Raw genomic sequence first — 23,077 nt, 5'->3', positions numbered from 1 at the left:
TGTAGTCTCAATCGTTCGGGAGCTTCCGAAAATCGTCCGTCAGCATACCGGCGAATCCCCAGTTTTCCTCTTCTATTTCTTCAATAATGATATGGGTATGCTCTGGCCGCTTGTCCAACACCTCGACAAGCACCTCCGTGATACGGCGAACGATCTCCGCCTTATTATCACGCGTCAGACCTTCTTTGGTGAGCTGCAGGTTGACGTAGGGCATAAAAATCCGTCCAGCGCATGAAAAAAGCCAGGGGCCAGAGATCAAGATTCTACCACAAGAACCTTGATCTCTGACCCCTGACCCTGTGACTTCTCGCGGGGGGCTGCGGAAACCGGCCTACCAGGCGAAGTGAGCGAATGCCCGGTTGGCGTCGGCCATGCGGTGCACGTTTTCGCGGCGGGTCATCGCGGTACCTTCGCGATTGAATGCCTGCACCAATTCGTCGGCCAGCTTCAGGTGCGTGGGACGGCCCTTTTTCTCGCGGACCGCCATCAGGATCCAGCGGATGGCCAGCGACTGCTGACGGGTGCGATTGACCTGCATCGGCACCTGATAGGCTGCACCACCAACACGCTTGCTACGGACTTCGATGGCCGGCTTGACGTTCTCCACCGCCTGGGTGAAGACTTCAATCGGCTCCTCGTCCGGCACGCGCTCCTTGATCACGTCGAGGGCATCATAGAACACTCGCTGCGCGGTGCTCTTCTTGCCGTCGAGCATCAGGTAGTTGATGAACTTCGCGGCCAAGAGCGATCCATGCATCGGATCGGGCTTGAGTTGTTTACGGCTGGCAGTGATACGACCCATATTTGGCTCTCGGCTATTGGCTTTCAGCTATACGCTAGATTCGCAAGGAACAATGTCTGGCCGACAGCCAATTGCTGACAGCCGGCAGCGGACTAACCCTTCTTGGCACCGTAGCGGCTACGGCTTTGCTTGCGGCCACTGACGCCCAGGGTGTCGAGTGCACCACGGACCACCTGGTATCGCACACCCGGAAGGTCGCGAACCCGACCGCCTCGGACCAGCACGATGCTGTGTTCCTGCAGGGTGTGGCCTTCGCCCGGAATATAGACCGTCACTTCCTTGCCATTCGACAGACGCACACGGGTAATCTTCCGCAGAGCCGAGTTCGGCTTTTTGGGCGTCATGGTTCGAACCTGCAGGCAAACGCCTCGCTTGAACGGGCACTTCTCCAAAACGGGCGATTTGGAGAACTTCCGCTTGGCTTTGCGGTTCTTACGGACAAGTTGATTGATGGTTGGCATTCTCAGTGCACGCTGATTGAATGGTTACGGTTGGCTCTCCCGAACGAGGGAGAATCACTCAATATAAGGGGTTTTTCCCAGGCGTCAACGGGACGGCCCGCGCCGCCGGCCATTCGGAGCCGGCGGCAGGCCGAAATTCCGTTATTCCTGGCTTTCGTTGCCCAAATCGTCGCCGCCGCCCGAATCGCCGTCGTTGCCCAACAGGGCGTCCAGACTGCTCGGGATGGTGCCGACGGTGGGAGGAATGTCGCCATTGACCCCGTCGGGGACTCCTGATTCCAGCAGCGGGAAGCTCCGCTCCAGCAGCGAGGCCTTCTCGGCCGCCAAGGCTTCCAGGGCCTCGGGTCGAATCCGAACCTCCGACTCCTGAATCGTGCGGAAACCGGTACCAGCCGGGATCAGGTGGCCCAGGATCACGTTTTCCTTCAGGCCGACCAGGTGGTCAGTACGTCCTGCCAGGGCAGCTTCGGTGAGCACCTTGGTGGTTTCCTGGAAACTGGCCGCAGAGATGAAGCTCTGGCTTTGCACCGACGCCTTGGTGATGCCCAACAGCTGAGTAGCTGCCGTGGCCTTCTTGGGCTTGGAACCCTTGGCCAGCGATCCACCAAGCGCCTCGATCTGGGCATTGGCCTGCTCCAGAACATCCTTGGGAACGATAGCAGCCTCTTCGAAGTCGCTATCGCCCTTGTCGGAGATCTTCAAGCACTGTGCGACCTTTTCGTTGGCCATGCGGAAGTCGTACTTGTCGACTACGCTACCCGGCAACAGGTCGGTGTCGCCCGGCGACTCGATCTTCACCTTCCGCAACATCTGCGAAACGATGATCTCGATGTGCTTGTCGTTGATGTCCACACGCTGGCTGCGGTAGACGTTCTGAATCTCGCGAGTCAGATACTGCTGCACGGCCTCTTCGCCGGATACGCGCAGAATATCATGTGGCACCAGCGGTCCATCCACCAGCGAGTCGCCAGCTTTGACGTTATCGCCTGTGTGCACCCGCGGATGCTTATTCTGCGTCACCAGGTGCTCGCGTTCGATGCCGCCTTCGCTGCGGACGATAATGGAACGCTTGCCCCGCTTCTTCTCCTGCATGATCTCGACCACGCCATCGATCTCGGCGATCACCGAAGGATCCTTCGGCTTGCGCGCCTCGAAGATCTCCGTTACCCGAGGCAGACCACCGGTGATGTCCTGCGTACCACCCGACTCGCGCGGGGTCTTGGCCAGTACCGAGCCCGGCGAAACGGTGTCGCCTTCCTTGACTTCCAGGTACGCCTTCTCAGGCATGTAGTAGAAGTCGAGGATTTTACCGTCCGCGGGATCTTCCACCACAATCTGCGGGTGCAGGTCGCCCTTGTGCTCCATCACCAGGTAACGAACGTGACCTGACGCTTCCTTTTCGGAGCGAATCGTCTCGCCCTCGATCAGGTCTTCGAAGCGGACACGACCGCCCGTTTCAGCGAGGATCGGGATGGAGTGGGGGTCCCATTCGCAGAGCACATCGCCCTTCTTGACCTTGGTGTCCTCTTCGAACATCACATGGGCACCAGTCGGCACATCGTACTTCTCTAGCTCGCGACCCTTGTCGTCCACCAGCGACAGCTCACCGTTGCGAGCCAGCACGATTCGCTCGCCTTCGGCGTTCACCACGGCCTTCAGTCGGGCGTACTTGACGATACCTTCCTTATTAGCCTTGATGTCACTCTTCTCCAAATCGCCGGTGGCCACACCGCCGATATGGAACGTACGCATGGTAAGCTGCGTGCCCGGCTCACCGATACTCTGAGCGGCAATGATGCCAACGGCCATGCCCTCTTCGACCATCGAACCGGTCGAAAGGTCCATACCGTAGCATAGCCGGCAGATACCAAGCGGCGCGTCACAGGTCATGGCACTGCGAACCTGAATCTTCTCCAGCCCCAGTTCCTCAATCTTGTGAGCAATCTCGCCGGTGATCAGATCGTTCTCGCTCACGATCACCTCGTCGGTGATCGGGTTAACAATATTCGAACGGCTCACGCGACCCTTAATCGAGTCGGCCAGGCTCACTTCGACCTTCTCACCCCGGTAGATAATACCCTTGGTAATACCCTGGGTGGTCTGGCAGTCGTGCATTGTGACCACCACGTTCTGCGCCACGTCGGCCAATTTTCGAGTCAGGTAACCACTGTCGGCAGTCTTCAGAGCCGTATCGGCCAGACCCTTACGAGCACCGTGGGTCGAACTGAAGTACTCGAGCACCGTCAGTCCTTCGCGGAAGTTCGCCTTAATGGGCGTCTCGATAATCTTGCCGCTCGGCTTGGCCATCAAACCACGCATACCGCCAAGCTGACGCATCTGTTCGACGCCACCACGAGCACCGGAGTGCGCCATCAGGTACACCGGATTGACGTAACCGCCATCGCGGAAGTCGGTCTCCAGGGCACTCATCATCGCCTGGGTAATCTCTTCACGAGCATGCGTCCAGGCGTCGAGAACACCGTTGTACCGCTCGCCCTCGGTGATGATACCGCGTTGGTAAAGTTTGTTTCGCTTCAGCACTTCCTTTTCGGCAGCGGCCAGGATCTTCTCTTTGCTGTCCGGCGTCACCAGGTCATCGGTAGCGAAGGACAGACCACTGAGTGTCGACTGGCGGAAACCAATGCGGTTCATGTCGTCCAGCAGGTCAATCGTTTGCCGACGACCGAGGAAGTCATAGCTATCGCTAATCACCCGAGACAACTGTCCGGACCGCAGGGCCACGTCGTAATACGGCATGCCTTGAGGCAGGATCATGTTGAACATCACCCGGCCGACGGTGGTGTCAATCACCTTGCCCTTGGCGCCTTCGACGTACATCTCTTCGCGGAGGCAACGATCACTGGGCAGGCGAACTTTGATCTTGGCGTGCGTGCCGACCTTGCCGGCAGCGTAAGCCATCTCGACCTCTTCCAGCGAACTGAACACCATGCCGTCGCCCTTGGAGTCGGGCACGTTCATCGTGATGTAGTAGCAACCCATCACCACGTCTTGCGACGGGCTGATAATCGGGGCACCGTTCGCCGGGCTGAAGATGTTGTGCGTGCTCATCATCAGGGTGTGAGCTTCGACCTGAGCTTCGATCGACAGCGGCAAGTGGACCGCCATCTGGTCGCCGTCGAAGTCGGCGTTAAAGCCCTTACAAACCAGCGGATGCAGGTTAATGGCGTTACCTTCCACCAGGATCGGCTCGAATGCCTGGATACCCATGCGGTGCAGCGTGGGCGCCCGGTTCAGCAGCACGGGGTGGTTGGTAATCACCTCTTCGAGGATATCCCAGACTTCCTCGTCCTTCCGCTCCAGCATCTTCTTCGCCGACTTGATCGTGTCGGCGTGCCCCAACTCTTTGAGCCGGCGGATAATGAATGGCTGATACAGCTCCAGGGCGATCTTCTTGGGCAGACCACACTGGTGCAGACGCAGAGTCGGACCAACCACGATCACGCTACGTGCCGAGTAGTCAACACGCTTGCCCAGCAGGTTCTCGCGGAAGCGGCCCTGCTTACCCTTGATCATGTCGGTCAGCGACTTCAACGGCCGGTTCGAGCTACCCAGCACGGGACGCTTGCAACGATTGTTGTCGAACAACGCGTCGACCGACTGCTGCAACATTCGCTTCTCGTTGCGAATGATCACCTCGGGGGCATTCAGGTCGACCAGCTTCTTCAGGCGGTTGTTGCGGTTGATAATACGACGGTACAAGTCGTTCAGGTCACTGGTGGCAAAGTTGCCGCTGTCCAGCAACACCAGCGGACGCAGATCGGGGGGAATTACCGGAATGACGTCCAGCACCATCCACTCCGGCTTGTTGTCCGAATCACGGATGGCCTCAACGGTCTTCAGGCGGTTGATCAGGTCCTTGGCCTTCTGCTTCGAGCCGGTTTCCTTCAGATCCACACGCAGCTCTTCCGACAGCTTCACCAGGTCCAGAGCACCCAGCAATTTGCGAATCGCATCGGCACCCATGTCGGCTTCGAAAGCTCCCTCGCCGTACTCTTCCCGAGCGGCGCGGTACTCTTCTTCGGTCAGCAGTTGCTGCGGCTTCAGCGCAGTGTCACCGGGCTCAGTAACCACGTAGTCCTGGAAGTAGATCACCTTTTCCAGGCTGGTGGTCTTCATAGCCAAGAGCGACCCCAGGCGACTGGGCATGGCCTTGAAGAACCAGATATGCACGATCGGCGCGGCCAGTTCGATGTGGCCCATCCGCTTACGACGCACCCGGCTATGGGTGACTTTCACACCACAGCGGTCGCAGATCATACCTTTGTACTTCATGCCGCGGTATTTTCCGCAGGCACATTCCCAGTCCTTTTCAGGACCGAAAATCCGCTCGCAGAACAGACCATCTTTCTCCGGACGATAGGTCCGGTAGTTAATGGTTTCCGGCTTCTTCACTTCGCCAAACGACCAGCTTCGAATGTCGTGCGGCCGGGCAAGGCTGATCTTGACCGAAGCGTAGTCGTTGATGCGATCGAAGTTGGAAGTTTCGAGCAGGCTCATACTTAAACTCCTGGATTATTTGTTTCACGCAAAGGCGCGAAGTCGCAAAGTGCTTGTCACTCCACTCTCACGATGTCCGTAACGCCTTGGCGTCTTTGCGTGAGAGCATCGAATCCCTTGCGCTAAATCAAATCTGTCGCTTCTCAAGCTGCATGTTGAGGCCCAGGCCACGGATCTCGTTGGTGAGCACGTCGAAGCTGGCCGGGGTGCCGGCCTCCAGCGTGTTCTCGCCCTTGACCATCGATTCGTAAATCTTGGTCCGGCCTTCTACGTCGTCCGATTTCACGGTCAACAACTCTTGCAGGATGTAGGCCGCTCCGTAGGCTTCCAAGGCCCAAACTTCCATCTCGCCGAAACGTTGGCCACCAAAGCGAGCCTTGCCACCCAGCGGCTGCTGAGTAATCAGCGAGTACGGGCCCGTGCTGCGGGCGTGCACCTTGTCGTCCACCAGATGGTGAAGCTTCAGCATATAGATGTAGCCCACCGTGGTGGCCTGCTCGAACTGCTCGCCAGTGCGGCCGTCGAGCAACTTCGCCTTGCCATTGCGAGGCAGGCCGGCTGCATCCAGACACTCGTTGATCTCGTCCTCGTTGGCACCGTTGAATACCGGCGTCACGGCCCGGAAGCCGAGCTTGGCTCCGGCCCAACCGAGGTGCGTTTCGAGAATCTGCCCCACGTTCATACGACTTGGCACGCCGAGCGGGTTGAGCATGATCTGGATCGGCGTGCCGTCTTCCAGGAACGGCATGTCGGCGATCGGCATGATCTTCGAGATCACACCCTTGTTACCGTGACGGCCGGCCATCTTGTCACCCACCGAGATTACTCGCTTGGTGGCGATGTAGACCTTCACCATCTGCAGCACACCGCTGCGAAGCTCGTCGCCTCGCTTCATGCTGTTAAGCTTGCGATCGCGTTGATCGATGGCATCTTCCACGCTCGGCCACAACTGTTTGAACGACTTCTCGACGTTCTTTTTCTTGTCGGGGCTGCGAACATCAATCGCTTCGACGCGGAAATTGTGTGCCTGCTCGGCGACAAACTTGGGATCCTGATCGTGAACCAGCGAGTTGCCATCGTCGTCGGTCAGCTTGCGACCGATGATCTCCTCGAGTTCCTCGACCATCGCCTTGAAAGCGGAGGCGACCGCTTCATTGCCTTCTTGCTCGGCGGCTTTCAGCGAGGCCTCGAATTCCTTCCGTTCGTCTTCCGACAGGCTCATGCGGCGGGAGAACTTCTGGGTATCGATCACGATGCCTTCCACGCCCGAGGGCACTTCCAGCGAGTCGTTCTTCACGTCTTCGCCCGCACGACCGAAAATGGCGTGCAGCAGCTTTTCTTCCGGCGTCAGTTCGGTCTTACTCTTCGGCGAAACCTTACCCACCAGGATGTCGCCCGACTGAACGTACGTGCCGATCTGCACGATGCCGCTCTCGTCCAGGTTTCGCAGCATCTTTTCGCTGACGTTGGGGATGTCGCGCGTGAACTCTTCACGACCGAGCTTGGTTTCGCGGATTTCGACGTCAAACTCCTCGATGTGAATCGAGGTGTAGGTGTCCCGCTGCACCAGCTCTTCGCTGATAATGATGGCGTCCTCGAAGTTGTAACCTTCGAACGACATAAAAGCCACGAGCACGTTGCGACCCAGGGCCAATTCGCCCTGGAACGTGGCGGCTCCGTCGGCAATGACGTCGCCCTTCTCCACTTTGTCGCCCGGCTTGACGATCGGCTTCTGGTTTTGGCAGGTCCGTTCGTTCAGGCCGACAAACTTGCGAAGCTTATGCACCTCGGGACCGATCTCAATCCGCTCGGCGTCCACGTAGGTAACCGTGCCCTTGTGGCCGGCGCGAACCAACATACCACTATGACGGGCCACGTCGCGTTCCAAGCCGGTGCCCACGACAGGCGGCTCAGCCACCAACAGCGGCACGGCTTGCCGCTGCATATTGGAGCCCATCAGCGCGCGGTTCGCATCGTCATGCTCGAGGAACGGAATCAAACCGGCCGAAACACCGATCATCTGGCTCGGTGCCACGTCCATGTATTCGATTCGCTCAGTCGGCACTAACACGAAGTCGGACTTGAACCGGGCAACGATCGTGTCGCCTTCCAGCTTGTCGTCCTTCACTGCCGAGTCGGCCGAAGCCACGTAAGCGCGGTGCTCTTCGTCGGCCCGCAGCCACACCACTTCGTCGGTGAGCTTGGTGTTCTTGATCGCGCGGTAAGGAGTGATCAGGAAGCCGTACTCGTCCACCGAGGCGTACATCGCCAGACTGGAGATCAGGCCGATGTTCGTACCTTCCGGTGTTTCAATCGGGCAGATACGGCCATAGTGCGAAATGTGCACGTCACGCACTTCGAAGCCGGCACGCTTGCGGTTCAAACCGCCCGGGCCAAGCGCCGAAAGACGCCGTTCGTGCGTGAGCATCGACAGTGGGTTGGTTTGGTCGACCACCTGCGACAGCTCGCCACGACCGAAGAAATACTCGATCGCTGCCGAGATGCTCTTCGGGTTGATCAGGCTCCGCGGAGTCATGTCCTCCTGATCCTTGAGGCTCATCCGCTCCTGCACGGTGCGGCGGAGCTTCAGGAAGCCCTTGCGGAGTTCGTCGCAAGCCAGTTCGTCGATGGTGCGCAGACGACGATTGCCCAGGTGGTCGATGTCGTCCACCTGAAAATCCGAGTCGCCAGCAGCCAGACCGAGAATGTAAGAGACGCTATTGATCACGTCTTCGGGCCGCAAAATCATCTCGCTCTCTGGGACATTGATGTCCAGCTTGCGATTAATGCGGAACCGGCCAACGCGACCCAAGCGGTAGCGATTGGTGTCGTAGAACTTCTCGTGGAACAGCGTCTTGGCTTTTTCGAGCTGCGGCGGGTTACCGGGACGCAAACGCTGATAGATTCGCAACAACGCTTCTTCGTGACTGCTGGTCACGTCGTCAGCCAGGGCGTTGAGCAAGTGCGGCGTGACCGGCGGGTCCATTACCTCGACGGATTTCACACCCGAGGTGCAAATCAACTCGGCGGTGTTCTTCGTGATGCGATTGCCGCATTCGACGATGATCTCGCCGGCGCGATCGCTGCCAACCGGATACACGATGTCCTCGACCGCCACCTTGCCTTCGATCTTCGTAGCACTGCGGCCGTCGACGATCTTCTGCTTGTTGGTGTCCGAAAATGCCCTGAGGATATCGGAGTCGAGCGAATACTTGGGATCCATCGCCCGCAACAGGGTGACCACCGAGAACTTGCCACTCTGGTCGATACGGACGGTGATGCTGTCTTTCTTGGTCGTGTTGACCTCGATCCAGCTACCCCGCTCGGGAATCACCCGGCAGCTGTAGACCTTCCGCTCGCCGGCTTCAATCTCGCTGACGAAGTCGATACCAGGGCTGCGGTGCAACTGGCTCACCACCACACGCTCGGCACCGTTGATGATGAACTCACCACCACCCAGCATGATGGGCAGATCGCCCAGGTAAACTTCTTCCTGGACGGGCTCGTCGCCCTTGTTCAGTCGCAGCCAGATGCGGAACGGCCGTCCGTAGGTCAGCCGCAACTGCCGACATTCGTCCGGATCGTAGCGCGGCTTGCCCAGCTCGTAATGCAGATAGTCGAGGCTAATCGACTTGTCATAGCTTTCGATTGGGAAGATCTCTTGCAGCACCGACTCGAGACCTTCTTCCTTCCGCTTTTGCGACGGCGAACCGCTGCCATTGTACTGCAGGAAGCGGGCGTAGCTGGCGGTTTGGATTTCGGTGAGGTCCGGGATCTCCAGCGGATCACGACCTCCGCCGAAGCGACGGATTTCGGGGGTGTCGAGACGTCGTTGCGCAGGCACAGCCATGGCGGGTCTACTCCGTTGGTTGGACAGCGAGGTCCGTTAGAAGTCGAGTGAGGGACGCAGCTCTAGCCTTCGTCCGCTGGGCGGTTAGAGACTGCGCAACGGGCGCGCAGCACAGACCAGCACACTTCACCGGCGGGGCGATTGGGAAGGGCAGGGACGGTAAGCTCATTCAATCAGCCGAGAGGGAGAGCAGGCAAACGCGAGCCGCGAAACGGCAGTTATACCAAATCGCAGCCCCCTTGGGCACTCGGGTGGCACAAAAATTGCTCAATTCTGAGCTTTTCGCAGCCTCGCCGTCGCTAGCAGTGCTAGCAGGGCGTGGCCGGAGTGTCACCCGACCGATATCGATCAACACGCAGCCGCTCGCCCCACCCCCATTGGCGGGGCGAGCAGTCCGGTGTTACTTGATCGAGACGGTGGCGCCTGCTTCTTCCAGTTCGGCCTTGAGCTTCTCGGCGTCTTCTTTCGAGACACCTTCCTTGACCTTGCTGGGAGCGCCTTCGACCATTTCCTTGGCTTCCTTCAGGCCCAAGCCCGTCGCACTGCGGACGACCTTGATGACGCCAATCTTCTTGTCGCCGAAACCTTCGAGAACGACGTCGAATTCGGTCTTCTCGGCTTCGGCTTCGCCGCCACCGCCGCCATCGGCACCGGGGGCAGCCATTACAACACCGCCGCCCGAAGCGGGCTCGATGCCATGGACGTCCTTCAGGTAATCGCTCAGTTCCTTGGCCTCTTTCAGGGTGAGGCCGATGATCTTTTCGCCGAGATCCTTGGTGGTGTCGGAGTATTCGGCAACGGCTGCTTCGTCGCTCATGGTAGGGTTCCCTTTCTCGCTGGACCGGCCTCGCTGGATAAGGCCTTAAAAACTGACTGGATGTTTGTAGTTGTCGATGTCGCTGGGCTTGGCAATCGCTACCAGGGCTGCGCCTAAACCGTTGCTATGTGGAACGGAATTCCATCCGTTGGATTTGCTCGTTTGGCAGAAGCGGAGTGATTCCGCCCTACTCTTCTTCTTTTTCGCTGATCTGCTTGACCTGGCTCGCCAGATTGGCACCACCGGCGAGCAGTTGACCGGACAATGTCGCACCCGGCGAAAGGATCTGACCCATCAGCATGCTGAGTTGCTCGGTGCGGCTAGGCCACTTGCTGACCTGCTTTACCTCTTCGGGCGACAGCTTGGCGCCGTCCATCACGCCGCCCTTGGTTTCGAACTTCTCAAAGTCCTTCCCATCGGCGAGCTTGGTGACTTCCTTGGCCAGAGAAACAATGTCCTCAGCGCCCCACACCACGGCAGTGGTGCCGCCCAGCCCTTCAAAGGCAGGACCTAGCGAAGTACCCTCGGTCGCCCGACGGGCCAGGCTGTTCTTAACCACTAACAGGTGGATGCTCTTCTCGCGAAGCTGCTTGCGGAGGGCGACCGTGTCGTTCGCCTCGAGTTCGGCAACGTCGACCAGCAGTGCATCGCTCACACCATCCCAGCGACTCTTCAAATCGTTGGTGATGTATTCTTTGACTGGCTTGCTCATGACTTATACTCGTCTTGGTGAGCCGCACTCGCGAGCGGCCCCGGAGATTTCACAAAAAATCAAACGGAGACGCTGACGCTGGGGCTCATCGTGGCACTCAGGTGCACGCTCTTCACGTAAACACCTTTTACCGCCGAAGGCTTCATGCTAACGATACGATCGACGAACGCCTGCACGTTTTCGGTCAGCTTTTCGGGGTCGAAGCTCAACCTGCCGACAATGGCGTGAATATTGCCACCCTTGTCGTTGCGGAACTCCACCTTACCGGCTTTGTACTCTTCGACCGTCTTGGCCACGTCGGGGGTCACGGTGCCGGCTCGAGGCGAAGGCATCAAGCCGCGGGGACCGAGGACGCGACCCAGCGGGCCAACGACCTTCATCATGTCGGGAGCGGCAATACAGACATCGAAGTCGGTCCAACCGCCTTGAATTTTTTTGGCGAGCTCTTCTTCGCCCACCTCGTCGGCACCAGCCTCCTTGGCGGCTTCGGCTTGAGGACCTTTGGCGAACACCACCACCCGCTGATCTTTGCCAATGCCGTGAGGCAGAACAATCGAGCCTCGGACGATCTGATCGGCCTGGGTGTGATCGACCCCAAGCCGCATGGCGATTTCGACCGACTGGTCGAACTTGGTCTTGTCGTATGCCTTCAGGGCACTCACCGCTTCAGAAAGCGGCAATGGCGTCTTGGGCTGCTTGGACACCGACGACTTCAGTCGCTTAGATAGCTTTGGCATCGTGCTTCCCCCTTTCGCGGAAGAAGTGTGGTTCAAACCGCCGGAACTACAGGATCCGACGTCCCACGTTTTGTTTGTTTAACTCTAATCCAAGTTTCCGAATTCCCGTGAACCCGGACACACACCCTAGCCTTCAACCACTAAACCCATACTGCGGGCAGTACCGGCAATCATTCGCACAGCGTGCTCCAGATCACGGGCATTAAGGTCGTTCATCTTGGTATTGGCGATCTCTTCAAGCTGGGCATTGGTTACTTTACCCACCTTGGTCTTGTTCGGCACACCGGAACCCTTAGCCAGGCCGGCCGCTTTCTTCAGCAGCACCGCTGCGGGAGGACTCTTGGTGATAAAGTCGAACGAGCGGTCGTTGTAAACCGTGACGACCACCGGAATCATCATCCCGCCGGCTTCCTTCGTGGCGTCGTTGAACGCCTGAACGAACTGACCGAGGTTGATACCGTGCTTACCGAGCGCCGTACCAACTGGAGGAGCAGGGGTTGCCTGACCACCAGGAATCTGAAACGCCGCTTTGCCAACAACTTGCTTTGCCATGACCTCACCAAGGGAGGGCTATAGATGATGAATATCGACTATCGCCGAGCCCTGTTTTCTACCCGCAAAGCCCGGCGGGTGGAAGTGGGGGCGAGAGACTTTTCAAGAAAACTTTTACGCGGCACCAGAAAATGGCACGGAAGTTCCGGTTGAGCACGGCTGTAGGCAGCCTCCACTCGGCTGGCCGAAATACCTAAAGCCCCTCGACCTGCCAGTATTCCAGCTCCACAGGGGTGGGCCGGCCAAAGATGCTGAGCATCACGGTGACCCGACCGTGCGTCTCGTCGATGCTGCTGACCTCGCCCTCGAAGTTCTCGAAGTTGCCTTCCATCACCTTGACCTTGTCGCCAGGGCTGAACTTGATGTCCAGCTTGGGGGCCTCTTCGGTCTCTTCGACGTCGGACTGCAGAATCATGGCCACTTCGCTGGGCTCCATCGGCGTCGGCTTGCCCGCCGAGCCCGTGAAATCGCCGATGCCCGAGGTTTCGCGGATGGCGAACCAAGTGTCATCGTTCACGTGCATTTCGACCGCGATGTAGCCGGGCCACAGCTTGCGTTCGACAATCTTCTTCTTGCCGCCCTTGAACTCGGTGACCTTCTCGGTGGGCACCAATACCTGGCCGAACAGGTGATCGAGACCTTCGATGGCGATTTTTCGCCGCAACGCGTCGGCGATCGAGCGCTCGCGATTGCTCTGAACCTTCAGGATATACCAGTCGAGCCTGACGTCCTCTTCCTCGGGCAAATCGAGCTCAACGGGCCCCGCAGGCGAAGCGACACTGGCCTCGTCCTGCTCATCCTCCTCGTCGTCCAGTTCGTCCTCGACATCCTCGTCGGCTTCGGCGTTCGACTCTGCGTCCCCAGCCGAGGCGGGCGCATCCATCACGGTGTCGTCCGAGGCAGCGGTCTCCATCACGTCCGGATCGCTCTGCGACACAGCTTCCTCATCGGGTTTGCTGGGCACAGGCTCGCCGACGGGCTCATCACTGGCAGGCTGCGGCGCAGCGGCATTGCTCGCTTCGGCTGCCGCCGAATCGACCGGCTCCTCGGCATCCACCTTGTGACCTTCGTCGTTCACGCTAACTCCACCGTTTTCTAGCAAACCGTGCTTGTGCGAATTACCCGGGGCGACTGCCATCCTGCAGGCTAGCCGGCAGGGGGCTCACCAGCGGCACCGCCAGTGACCCAGTACTCGAGCACTCCTTTGATGTACTGCAAACCGAGGTCGAAGCCGAACAACAGGGCCGCCATGATGAATATCACCAGAATCACCACGATCGACGCGTTGATCAGCTCATGCCGCTTCGGCCACGCGACCTTATTCATCTCGGCTTCGACCGAGATCAAAAAGTCGGCAAACTGAGGCAACTGCACCAGCCGGAAGCTGGCCCACACACCGGCGGCTAGCAGCCCCAGCGGAACCAGATACCGCGTCGCCTGATTGTCCACATCCTGCATGCTGTACGACAACGACCAGCAACCCAAAGCGACGATGATGGCGCAGGCGGCAAATGTCACCTGGCGGACGATGCGTCCCTGGCTTCGCTTATAGAGATCGAACTTCAGCAGCTCCTGAAGGAACGCACCCACTGACGTCTCCCGCCACTCGAATAAATGTCCGTACGGGCCTCGGCCGGCTTCCGGGCACGGCGCCCATCCATCCTCGGCTTCGCACATAAAATGGCAGGGGCGGTGGGAATCGAACTCACAACCTCTGGTTTTGGAGACCAGCGCTCTGCCAATTGAGCTACGCCCCTATAAATCACAAAACCGCAAGCACGGATGACCAATGGCCACGTTTGGCCATTGGTCATCCGGCATTGGCTTTTAACTACTCAACAATCTTCGTCACCACGCCGGAACCGACGGTCTTGCCACCTTCGCGAATAGCGAAGCGGACACCGTCTTCCATCGCGATCGGCTTCGACAGCTCGACGCTCAAACGGGTGTTGTCGCCCGGCATGCACATTTCGGCATCACCCATCAGGTTGGCGGTACCGGTCACATCGGTTGTACGGAAGTAGAACTGCGGACGGTAACCGCTAAAGAACGGCGTGTGACGTCCACCTTCCTCCTTGCTCAGCACGTAGACCTCGCCCTCGAACTTGGTGTGCGGGGTGATGGAGCCCGGCTTGGCGAGCACCTGGCCACGCTGAATGTCTTCACGCTTCACACCACGCAGCAGGCAGCCCACATTGTGGCCAGCCTCGGCGGATTCCATGGTCTTATTGAAGGCTTCCACACCGGTGCAGGTGGTCTTAGAAGGAGCATCGGTCAGGCCGATGATCTCGACTTCGTCGCCAACCTTGATCACACCCTTCTCCACACGACCGGTCGCCACGGTACCGCGGCCTTCGATCGAGAAAACGTCCTCGATGGCCATCAGGAACGGCTTGTCGACTTCGCGGGTGGGCTCGGGGATGTAGGTGTCGATGGCGTCCATCAACTCGCTGATGCACTTCGAGGCTTCAGGATCGCTAGGATTCTCGTAAGCAGCCTTCGAATTACCCTTGATCACGGGCACTTCGTCGCCAGGGAAGTCGTACTTGTCCAGCAGTTCGCGGACTTCGATCTCCACTAGCTCCAGCAATTCTTCGTCGTCGACCAGGTCGCACTTATTCAGGTAAACCACGATCTTGGGCACACCCACCTGACGGGCGAGCAGAATATGCTCACGAGTCTGGGGCATCGGGCCGTCCGGCGCCGAAACCACAAGGATGGCGCCGTCCATCTGGGCCGCACCGGTAATCATGTTCTTAATAAAGTCGGCGTGGCCCGGGCAGTCGATGTGGGCGTAGTGACGAGTATCGGTCTCGTACTCGACGTGGGCGGCGGCGATGGTCACTGTTTTGGTTTCATCGCGAACGGTACCGCCCTTGGCGATGTCGGCGTACGACTTGGCCTTAGCCAGACCCTTTGCAGCCTGCACGGCCACGATGGCGCCGGTGGTGGTTGTTTTGCCGTGGTCAATGTGACCGATGGTGCCGACGTTCACGTGCGGCTTGGTGCTGGTAAAGGTATCCTTGGCCATTTTTGTCCCTAACTCACAAATACCTGAAAATTACAGAAGCTGACAAATACAAATTAAAAGGTAACCGGAAAGTCACCGCGGTTAAAGCTGCTGACGCGACTCGAACGCGTGACCTCGTCCTTACCAAGGACGTGCTCTACCAACTGAGCTACAGCAGCAATTAGCCTCTGGCCGCCAGCGACCAACCTCCAGCCAACACGAAATTATCCATGTTTACGCCACGAAGGCTAGCTGAGGCTGTCGAACGCCGATTGCCACAAAAGCGGGTGAAGGGAATCGAACCCTCGTCTTTAGCTTGGAAGGCTATTGCTCTACCATTGAGCTACACCCGCAAACCAAAGGCGAAAGCCGAATGCGGAAAGGAAAAACGCAACTCCGCTTCCCGCTATCTGGTTCGCCTTTCCACTTTCGCCTTTCCGATCTCTTCAGTGGGAGGTGTAGGATTCGAACCTACGAAGGCATAAGCCATCAGATTTACAGTCTGACCCGTTTGACCGCTTCGGTAACCTCCCCCCTAGGGGGCCCATCTCTGGGATTTTTCGCCGCGAACTGGCCGATCTCGCCGCCAGCCGCCTTGAGCGACCGCCACCGAACCCAGTGGGTACCCAACCTGCCGGCCAACCATCGCGGAGAAACTTGCCTGCCACGGCCGCAAGACCCTCGCGATGACCGCTTCGGCGTGGCACCTCAATGCCAGAGAGCTAGCGGAGGGACTTGAACCCACAACCTGCGGTTTACAAAACCGCTGCTCTGCCAATTGAGCTACGCTAGCGCGAATCCTCGCGATATCGTGCGAATCGCTTAATATACAGGTGACACCAGCAGCCGCAAGGGTGGTTCGCTACTAGCACTTACGTTTCGGTCGGGCGGAGCGGGCCTCTGAAGCCTCAAACGCCATGGGCTGGCTAATTCCAGCACTTTTGGAGACTAAACTCCGAGTGATTGGTGAATTTCGGCCAACGTCGCCGCTACGCGGCGCCCGCTGGTCAGCCACATCTGCTGTTCTTCGCTGGAAAAATGCGGTTTCAGCACCTGCTCGATACCCCGACGGCCCACCACGCAAGGCGTCGCCAGGCACAGCAGGGGAAAGTCGGTGCCCAGGTTCACCTGGGTCGAAACCGGCATCGTCCCCAGTCGATTACCCGCAATGCTGCGGACCATCAACTTCAGCGCCTGCGCGATGGCGTAACAGGTGTTTCCCTTGAGCCGAAAAATATCGGTACCACTGGATCGCGTCGACTCGATTACGTGCAAGGGGATATCCGAAGCCTCGAGCCGCACCCCCCCGACAGCGGCACCACTGAGCCAAATGAACTGCGACTCGCCGTGCTCGCCCAATACGTAAGCCCGCACATCGTCGGGATGGACCCGCAGGTGATCGGACAATGCATGGCGGAATCGGCAACTGTCGATCACGGTGCCCGCCCCTAAGACTCGGGACGGGGGCAAGTCACTCAGTTCGATCGTCAGTTGAGTCAGCGAATCGACCGGATTGGTGGCCACGACGAAGATGCTGTTCGGATTCTGGCGGGTCAGCACCGGCACCACTTCGGCAAATAACTGGGCGTTGTCCACGGCCAGGTGCGTGCGGTCGAGGCTCGTGGTTTTCTGAGACAGGCACAGTACGATGATGTCCGAGTCGCGGCACTCGCTCACCGGACCGTAAGAAACCGAAGGCGGCGCGGCGAAAAACGAACCTGCGTGCCGCAGGTCGATGGCCTCGCCTTCGATGCGGCTCAGATTTCTTCCCACCAGCATCAGCTCGCGCACGGTCTCCAGTTCCAGCAGCGAGTACGCCAGGGCGGCCCCGACGTGCCCAATGCCCACAATGGCCACTTTCATCGGCATATTCCTCTTCGCTCGTACCAATCGCCTAAATGTTACGCGAGTACCTCTTCGATGGCGGCAAGCTGATCGTCGGAGAAGTCTCGCTTCTCCAGGCACGCGATATTCTGTTCCAACTGCTCCACGCTGCTGGCCCCAATCAGCACCGTGGTGATCCGCGCGTCGCGCAGCACCCACGCCAGCGCCATCTGGGCGAGCGACTGCCCGCGGCCAGCTGCCAACTCGTTCAAGCGGCTGATCTGCCCCAGGCGCTGCTCGGTAAGGTCGCTCTTTTGCAGAAAACCATGCGACTTGGCCGCCCGGCTCTCCGCGGGAATGCCACCCAGGTAGCGGTCGGTCAGCATACCCTGGGCCAGCGGTGAAAATGGAATGCAGCCGACGCCTTCCTCGCCCAGCACATCCAGCAAGCCGGCTTCCGGCTCGCGGACGAACATCGAGTACTTGGGCTGGTGAATCAGCAGCGGACACCCCATTTCACGCAGGATTTGGCACGCGGTGCGGGTGTCTTCGGCGTTGTAGTTCGAGATACCCGCGTACAGGGCTTTGCCCTGCTTCACCGCACTGGCCACGGCGCCGAGCGTCTCCTCCATGGGCGTTTCCGGGTCGCGGCGGTGCGAATAGAAAATGTCGACATAGTCGATGCCCATCCTCTTCAGGCTTTGATCCAGGCTGGCCAGCAGATATTTTCGCGAGCCCCAATCGCCGTACGGTCCGGGCCACATTGTGTAGCCCGCCTTGGTGCTGATCACCAGCTCGTCGCGATAGGCGGCCAGGTCCGTGGCCAGCAGCTTACCGAAGTTCTCCTCGGCCGACCCGGGTGGCGGTCCGTAGTTGTTGGCCAGATCGAAATGCGTGATCCCCAAATCGAACGCGCGGTGAATGATCGCCCGCCCGTTTTCGAATTGGTCCACCCCGCCAAAATTGTGCCACAAGCCAAGCGACACCGCCGGCAGATGCAGACCACTGTTGCCACACCGCTTGTAAGGCATCGATTCGTAGCGATTCTCAGTTGCTTGGTACATCAGGAAGCTCTCCCGCGGGGATTGCGTATTGGTCGGCTAAGCGCGAAACTCGCGCCGCATCCACTCATCGCCGTTCAGGTGCTCGATGGAGAGCACCAGACGTTCGGGTGTGGCGTGAAGGGTGGTCAGCGAGGCGGCAGCGGGCCTTGGCCCGCCGCCCACCACCTGCATGACAGGCATTTCAGGCGTGGGATCGTCGATCCGCGTTGAGTGCGTGTGGCCACTCAACACGAGGCGCACGCCATGTTCGGCCAACACTGGCAACCACTGTCGGGCGGCATCGCCACAGTGATTGGCATAGCCTTCGAGTGTGGTCCCATCCGACTCCCCCGGAACGCCGCGCAGCGGAATGTGGCAGGCGGCAATCTTGAACGGCGCGGTGGCCATGGCGGGCGAGGCTAACGCTTCGCGTAACCATTCGGTCTGCGCCTTACGGTAGGGTTCGTAGGCGGCGGTGCCGGCGAATACCGGATGGCGATCGGGTTTATCCTCGCCGGTGTCGAGCATCACTAAACCGATTGGCCCCAGCCGCACCGCCTGACAGTACGGCAGGTCCGCTTGACCGGGCCAGCCCGGCAGGCAGTCGTGCAGCTCGCGTGCACGCTGCCCTCGTACGTCGTGATTGCCGGGCACGAACAGCAGCGGCCAGCGACTGGCCCACCCGCTGTCCCGCTGCCCTAGTGGCGCCAAAGTTACCTGTTCGGGGTGGTCCGCAGCATCGAAGTCGTTGCAAGTGTCGCCACACCACAGCAGGGCATCGGGTTCGAGTCGCTCGAGCGTGGCGTGCAGCTGCGACAAGGTTTCGGAGTTTTCGTGGGTGTCGTTCACCATTGCCAGCAGGAACGACTCGCTGTCCGTCTTCGGCAGACGGAGACTCTGTATGGCACCGAATTCCGGTTCCGCACGCGTCAGCTGGTAAGCGTTGCGGTACGCCAACCCCTGGGCGGCGACTCGGTAGTAAATCGGCTGATCGGCCGAAATCGGATCATCGAGTTCCACACGCACAGCCAGGGCGCGATCGCTCGCATCGATGAGTCCGCCGCGGCGCGGAATGACCTGGCGATCGAGCTGGTCCGGCGCAAGCCCCCACTCCACCCAACCGGTGGCGAGACCACCGAGGGCGAATGCAATGGTGAATCCGCGAGGTCCGGGATGCTGCACCACTGGCGGTCCCGCCAACACGGGTCCAGCAGCCACTGTGGCAGCTGCTTGTGCCGGCTGGAAGGCAAACGCGGAGAGAGGTGCCGCGCCCAGAAACACTCGACGATCCATTTTGGCTCCCGGAAGGGCAGATCTACTTCAGCGAGATCTTGACCGTGCGACCCGACGTGTCGAACTCGAGCTTCTCCTCCCGTGCCAGCCAGCCGATTGCGGCCATCGCCATGTCGCCAGGGGCGTCCACGTTTTTCTTCAGTGCCGTGGCGGTCTGCCCCGGCGCCTCGACCAGCGCCGCCCAGACCTGGCCAGCGGCATGGCCAATCTCTTCGGCCGTGAGGGCGGGAGCCGGTTTGGCTACCGCTTTCTTGGGGGCGCTCTTCTTGGCAGCAGTTTTTTTCGGCGCAGCTTTCTCGGGAGCAGTCGACTTCGAACCGGAGGTAGCTTTCTTCTTGGCCACGGCAAGATCCTCTCTCAAACAGTGGTGCAATGACGGGACACCGGGGGCGGGCGGACAGACCGCATCACGCAGCGGGCACGACGAGCTGTATGGTCGTTCGCTTCGCCCCAGAATGCAAGCGGGCAAGATGCTTAATTGGCGGTTGAGGCTGCATCTCGCTCGGCTGCGCGGGCGATGTTTCTCAACATGCCAGCAAACACCAAATTGTGCAGCGGGTACAGGACATACCAGTACGCGAGCCCCAAAAACCCATGCGGGTCGAAAACAGCCGTCTGGCGAATGACGCTATGCCTGCCATCGGCTCCCTGATCGACGTCGAACTCCAGCCAGGCTCGACCGGGTACCTTCATCTCGGCCCTCAACCGCAACAGCCGCCCTGGCTCGAACTTTTCGACACGCCAAAAATCGAGCGTATCGCCCACCCGCAATTCCACCGGATGTCGTCGGCCACGACGCACGCCGATACCGCCCGCCAGCAGATCCAAGAATCCCCGCAGCCGCCACAGCCAGCTACCGTAGTACCAGCCCCGGCTGCCGCCAATCTGCTGAATGGGGGCAAATGCCTTGGAGGTCGGGGCGCCGACCTGGGCAGTACGCGAATCGACGATGCGAGATCCAAACACCGCGCCGCCCCACTCCTGAGGTTTGCCGCTCGAGGCCAGTGCGTCGCTCCAGCGGGTCAGGGCAAATTTGCGGTCCTCGTTTACCAGCGCCCGCGAAATGGCTGCTGTCAGGCCGCGCGGCTCGATGGTGAATACCTCGCGGGCAGAGTCGTCGGCGACGACCGTGGGATTCCGCAAGCTCGAAACCAATTTGCTACCCACCCGCGCGTAAATGGGGGTCACCAGCCCCAACCACAAGCTCGACAAATAGGGAGTCAGCACCGGTACTGGAATCATCCACCGCCGCAGGCCCCGCTGGCGAGCGTACTCGCGCATGATGTCGCCGTACGAGACCTGTTCGGGGCCGCCAATTTCGAATACCCGCGAACCGCCGGCCTCCACATCGATAGCAGCCACCAGGTACTCCAACAGATCTTCAATGGCGATCGGCTGGGCTCGCGCCCGCACCCAGCGGGGGCAGATCATGATTGGCAGCCGTTCGACCAGAGCTCGCACCAACTCGTACGAAAGGCTGCCCGAACCGATGACGATCGACGCCCGCAGCTCGATCACCTCGGCCGACGAGCTGCGAAGAATTCGTCCCACTTCCTGGCGGCTTCGCAGATGCTTGGATAAATCAGGAGAATCCTCGCCTAAGCCCCCCAGATAAACGATGCGACGGACACCAGCGGCCGTGGCGGCGTGGGCGAAGTTCTCGGCGGCCTGGCGGTCCTCAGCCTCAAAGTCGCCGGTGGCGCCCATGGAGTGAATGAGATAGATCGCCGTATCGATGCCCTGCAGCGGCTGATCGAGAGCGGTGCGCTCCAGCACGTCGCCAGCCGCAACTTCCACATCGGGGTGGACTTCCGACCTCAGCGCTTCGGGGCGTCGGGCCAGGCAACGAACCTGGAAGCCTCGCTTTAAGAGCAGCGGTAGCAGCCGGCCGCCCACATAACCTGTGGCGCCTGTAAGCAGGATGCGGCGAGATGAAGCGTTGTGGTTCAAGCTGGCGGCCCCGCACATGGTTTCCTTCGCACCACCCCACTACTGCGGGGCGTCTAAGAAACGCTAGGGTCTGCCGAGAAGAGTGACCAGCTCGACGCGGGGTGAATTAGGCCTCTTCGATGGCTTCTTTCACGGGTTGAACAAAGTGCGGCGACTTGCCACTGGCACTGAGTTCCTTGGCCTTCTTTTCGGCTTCTTTTCGCTGGTTGAACTCATACAGGGCCACGCGCCGCAGCGATTGGTTGAAAACGCCCCAGAAAGCCTTCAGACGCACCTCTTTGGCGGCCTTCGAGCGGCTCTTCCGCTTGGTGGCTTTTTTCTTTTTCTTCTTGGGTTCCGCTGCCTCGGCGGCTTCGGCAGCCTCGACTTCGGCTCGTTTATCTCTGCGGCTTACAACTTTACGCGCCATGGCGGATGCTTTCGATCGACGGGAGGGTGATGGGGCCCCGGGAAACCCTGATTTTAGCGGCCCGGTGCCGAAATGCCTACCGGGTCACCTCCGCGGCAGACTCCGCAAAGCAAGCCCTACCCATCCGTCAGATGCGGATGCCCAGCCGGGCCGCCCGAGCACGCAGCGCGGGACGGAAGAACACCATCGGATTGTTGTACAACCGGCGATGCTCTTCGGCCTTCTCTCGAGCCCAAAAGTAGGTGCCATCCACCAGCCCGATGGGCAGCTTGCCGTCTTCGACCAGTTCGACGACGTGATGGATGAACAGCCGATCTGCATCCGTCTTCACGCGTAGGCCCAGTAACAGGCGTTCTTCAAGCACGGGCCCGCGCGGAATGGCCGCTTCGGACGGCAATGCTGCTAGTACCGCCAGCATCACTCCGGCGATGGCCACCAACCAACCGGCGGCGGGTGCGAATGACGGGGGACACGAGTTGATGCGAAGTGAATTCATATCGCACTTTTTTCGGAGAAGTGACAGAGAGGAGAAATCGCAACGTTGGCCACCGAAGCGGCCGAGTGCCGCGTTTACCGCAACTCGGCAACAGCGGCAAGATCAGTCGGCGAATTCTTCGGGCGGCACAGAGTTTGCGTACGGCATCGATTTTTCGATTCCGGGGGAAAACGCTGGCGACCGTCCTTTTCCGAACTATGATTTTCCAGTAGGCTTCCACTCCCCCCAGGTGTCCGAATTTCGTTGCTCGGATTTGTGACGCGACGAAGAGAATTCATTTGACCTGGGCAGCGAACTCGCTAGAGTGCACCAGAGCCACTTAAGTCAGTCGGCACGAGTGCCCGATAACTTACCTGCGAAACAATCATCGACTGCCCGCGGGCGGTCGATTACCAAGTCAAACTTTCCGGTCGACATTCCGTCGGGAGGACCTAAAATTTCGATTGGCCCGAATTGATCACATGGCTGTGCGCAGCACCGTCCGATTCGCGTCTGTCTTCGAGCGACTCCACTCCGTCGCAATTGACCGGAAGTTTGTTCCACGCCGCTTGCGGCTTCGCCCACGGGACGAAGCCGCAAGCGGTTTTTTGTTGGTAGCGCAGG

At 59.6% G+C, this 23,077-nt stretch carries 19 protein-coding genes and 5 tRNA genes; all 24 read right to left on the bottom strand.

Annotated features, from left to right (window positions below):
- Window positions 1-7: 7 nt before the first annotated feature.
- The 24 genes from NG895_RS12820 to NG895_RS12705 all read right to left on the bottom strand — a co-directional run bounded on the left by NG895_RS12820 (window position 8) and on the right by NG895_RS12705 (window position 22,474).
- Entirely contained in the window at window positions 8-214 is a 207-nt protein-coding gene (locus NG895_RS12820) for a tautomerase family protein (RefSeq protein ID WP_252852902.1), read from the bottom strand.
- 117 nt (window positions 215-331) lie between these two features.
- On the bottom strand, window positions 332-802 hold the full coding sequence (gene rpsG / locus NG895_RS12815) for a 30S ribosomal protein S7 (protein WP_252852901.1): 471 nt from the start codon (window positions 800-802) through the stop codon (window positions 332-334).
- A 92-nt stretch (window positions 803-894) separates the two neighbouring features.
- The gene (gene rpsL / locus NG895_RS12810) at window positions 895-1,263 is read right to left on the bottom strand and encodes a 30S ribosomal protein S12 (RefSeq protein WP_252852900.1); all 369 of its coding nucleotides are present in this window, start codon (window positions 1,261-1,263) and stop codon (window positions 895-897) included.
- A gap of 141 nt (window positions 1,264-1,404) precedes the next feature.
- Window positions 1,405-5,781: a DNA-directed RNA polymerase subunit beta' gene (gene rpoC, locus NG895_RS12805; protein WP_252852899.1), complete on the bottom strand. Its 4,377-nt coding sequence runs from the start codon at window positions 5,779-5,781 to the stop codon at window positions 1,405-1,407.
- 127 nt (window positions 5,782-5,908) lie between these two features.
- Window positions 5,909-9,631, bottom strand: a complete 3,723-nt coding sequence (gene rpoB, locus NG895_RS12800; RefSeq protein WP_252852898.1) for a DNA-directed RNA polymerase subunit beta — start codon at window positions 9,629-9,631, stop codon at window positions 5,909-5,911.
- A gap of 400 nt (window positions 9,632-10,031) precedes the next feature.
- Complete coding sequence (rplL, locus tag NG895_RS12795; RefSeq protein WP_252852897.1) at window positions 10,032-10,448, bottom strand: 50S ribosomal protein L7/L12; 417 nt, start codon at window positions 10,446-10,448, stop codon at window positions 10,032-10,034.
- A 187-nt stretch (window positions 10,449-10,635) separates the two neighbouring features.
- Window positions 10,636-11,160, bottom strand: coding sequence for a 50S ribosomal protein L10 (rplJ, locus tag NG895_RS12790; RefSeq protein WP_252852896.1), 525 nt, complete (start codon window positions 11,158-11,160; stop codon window positions 10,636-10,638).
- 59 nt (window positions 11,161-11,219) lie between these two features.
- Window positions 11,220-11,897 carry a 50S ribosomal protein L1 gene (gene rplA, locus NG895_RS12785; RefSeq protein ID WP_252852895.1) on the bottom strand — a complete coding sequence of 226 codons (678 nt, stop codon included), beginning with the start codon at window positions 11,895-11,897 and terminating at the stop codon, window positions 11,220-11,222.
- Window positions 11,898-12,023: 126 nt separating this feature from the next.
- Complete coding sequence (rplK, locus tag NG895_RS12780) at window positions 12,024-12,449, bottom strand: 50S ribosomal protein L11 (RefSeq protein ID WP_252852894.1); 426 nt, start codon at window positions 12,447-12,449, stop codon at window positions 12,024-12,026.
- 193 nt (window positions 12,450-12,642) lie between these two features.
- Complete coding sequence (gene nusG, locus NG895_RS12775) at window positions 12,643-13,527, bottom strand: transcription termination/antitermination protein NusG (RefSeq protein WP_252852893.1); 885 nt, start codon at window positions 13,525-13,527, stop codon at window positions 12,643-12,645.
- Window positions 13,528-13,595: 68 nt separating this feature from the next.
- The gene (secE, locus tag NG895_RS12770; protein WP_252852892.1) at window positions 13,596-14,039 is read right to left on the bottom strand and encodes a preprotein translocase subunit SecE; all 444 of its coding nucleotides are present in this window, start codon (window positions 14,037-14,039) and stop codon (window positions 13,596-13,598) included.
- Between the two features lie 91 nt (window positions 14,040-14,130).
- Window positions 14,131-14,206, bottom strand: a tRNA-Trp gene (locus tag NG895_RS12765).
- Between the two features lie 74 nt (window positions 14,207-14,280).
- The gene (gene tuf / locus NG895_RS12760) at window positions 14,281-15,480 is read right to left on the bottom strand and encodes an elongation factor Tu (RefSeq protein WP_252852891.1); all 1,200 of its coding nucleotides are present in this window, start codon (window positions 15,478-15,480) and stop codon (window positions 14,281-14,283) included.
- Window positions 15,481-15,565: 85 nt separating this feature from the next.
- A tRNA-Thr gene (locus tag NG895_RS12755) sits at window positions 15,566-15,638 on the bottom strand.
- Between the two features lie 103 nt (window positions 15,639-15,741).
- Window positions 15,742-15,812: transfer RNA gene (locus tag NG895_RS12750), tRNA-Gly, on the bottom strand.
- A 97-nt stretch (window positions 15,813-15,909) separates the two neighbouring features.
- A tRNA-Tyr gene (locus NG895_RS12745) sits at window positions 15,910-15,992 on the bottom strand.
- A 187-nt stretch (window positions 15,993-16,179) separates the two neighbouring features.
- Window positions 16,180-16,252: transfer RNA gene (locus NG895_RS12740), tRNA-Thr, on the bottom strand.
- 155 nt (window positions 16,253-16,407) lie between these two features.
- Complete coding sequence (locus NG895_RS12735; RefSeq protein ID WP_252852890.1) at window positions 16,408-17,322, bottom strand: malate dehydrogenase; 915 nt, start codon at window positions 17,320-17,322, stop codon at window positions 16,408-16,410.
- Window positions 17,323-17,360: 38 nt separating this feature from the next.
- Window positions 17,361-18,347: an L-glyceraldehyde 3-phosphate reductase gene (gene mgrA / locus NG895_RS12730; protein WP_279676295.1), complete on the bottom strand. Its 987-nt coding sequence runs from the start codon at window positions 18,345-18,347 to the stop codon at window positions 17,361-17,363.
- Window positions 18,348-18,383: 36 nt separating this feature from the next.
- Window positions 18,384-19,619: a metallophosphoesterase family protein gene (locus NG895_RS12725; RefSeq protein WP_252852889.1), complete on the bottom strand. Its 1,236-nt coding sequence runs from the start codon at window positions 19,617-19,619 to the stop codon at window positions 18,384-18,386.
- A 22-nt stretch (window positions 19,620-19,641) separates the two neighbouring features.
- Window positions 19,642-19,962, bottom strand: a complete 321-nt coding sequence (locus NG895_RS12720; RefSeq protein WP_252852888.1) for a winged helix-turn-helix domain-containing protein — start codon at window positions 19,960-19,962, stop codon at window positions 19,642-19,644.
- Between the two features lie 131 nt (window positions 19,963-20,093).
- Complete coding sequence (locus NG895_RS12715) at window positions 20,094-21,569, bottom strand: SDR family oxidoreductase (RefSeq protein ID WP_252852887.1); 1,476 nt, start codon at window positions 21,567-21,569, stop codon at window positions 20,094-20,096.
- Between the two features lie 106 nt (window positions 21,570-21,675).
- Window positions 21,676-21,978, bottom strand: a complete 303-nt coding sequence (locus NG895_RS12710; protein WP_252852886.1) for a hypothetical protein — start codon at window positions 21,976-21,978, stop codon at window positions 21,676-21,678.
- A gap of 127 nt (window positions 21,979-22,105) precedes the next feature.
- The gene (locus NG895_RS12705) at window positions 22,106-22,474 is read right to left on the bottom strand and encodes a hypothetical protein (protein ID WP_252852885.1); all 369 of its coding nucleotides are present in this window, start codon (window positions 22,472-22,474) and stop codon (window positions 22,106-22,108) included.
- Window positions 22,475-23,077: the final 603 nt, after the last annotated feature.

It is taken from the genome of Aeoliella straminimaris (genome assembly GCF_024054565.1).
In the GTDB taxonomy this organism is placed as follows: domain Bacteria; phylum Planctomycetota; class Planctomycetia; order Pirellulales; family Lacipirellulaceae; genus Aeoliella; species Aeoliella straminimaris.
This window is presented reverse-complemented; position numbering and strand designations above follow the sequence as displayed.

Coding starts and splice junctions, on each gene's coding strand:
- NG895_RS12820 (WP_252852902.1), bottom strand. CDS start 214: ATGCCCTACGTCAACCTGCAGCTCACCAAAGAAGGTCTGACGCGTGAT.
- rpoB (WP_252852898.1), bottom strand. CDS start 9,631: ATGGCTGTGCCTGCGCAACGACGTCTCGACACCCCCGAAATCCGTCGC.
- rpsG (WP_252852901.1), bottom strand. CDS start 802: ATGGGTCGTATCACTGCCAGCCGTAAACAACTCAAGCCCGATCCGATG.
- tuf (WP_252852891.1), bottom strand. CDS start 15,480: ATGGCCAAGGATACCTTTACCAGCACCAAGCCGCACGTGAACGTCGGC.
- NG895_RS12735 (WP_252852890.1), bottom strand. CDS start 17,322: ATGAAAGTGGCCATTGTGGGCATTGGGCACGTCGGGGCCGCCCTGGCG.
- NG895_RS12710 (WP_252852886.1), bottom strand. CDS start 21,978: ATGGCGCGTAAAGTTGTAAGCCGCAGAGATAAACGAGCCGAAGTCGAG.
- NG895_RS12705 (WP_252852885.1), bottom strand. CDS start 22,474: ATGAATTCACTTCGCATCAACTCGTGTCCCCCGTCATTCGCACCCGCC.
- rplL (WP_252852897.1), bottom strand. CDS start 10,448: ATGAGCGACGAAGCAGCCGTTGCCGAATACTCCGACACCACCAAGGAT.
- mgrA (WP_279676295.1), bottom strand. CDS start 18,347: ATGTACCAAGCAACTGAGAATCGCTACGAATCGATGCCTTACAAGCGG.
- NG895_RS12725 (WP_252852889.1), bottom strand. CDS start 19,619: ATGGATCGTCGAGTGTTTCTGGGCGCGGCACCTCTCTCCGCGTTTGCC.
- rplA (WP_252852895.1), bottom strand. CDS start 11,897: ATGCCAAAGCTATCTAAGCGACTGAAGTCGTCGGTGTCCAAGCAGCCC.
- rplK (WP_252852894.1), bottom strand. CDS start 12,449: ATGGCAAAGCAAGTTGTTGGCAAAGCGGCGTTTCAGATTCCTGGTGGT.
- rpoC (WP_252852899.1), bottom strand. CDS start 5,781: ATGAGCCTGCTCGAAACTTCCAACTTCGATCGCATCAACGACTACGCT.
- rplJ (WP_252852896.1), bottom strand. CDS start 11,160: ATGAGCAAGCCAGTCAAAGAATACATCACCAACGATTTGAAGAGTCGC.
- rpsL (WP_252852900.1), bottom strand. CDS start 1,263: ATGCCAACCATCAATCAACTTGTCCGTAAGAACCGCAAAGCCAAGCGG.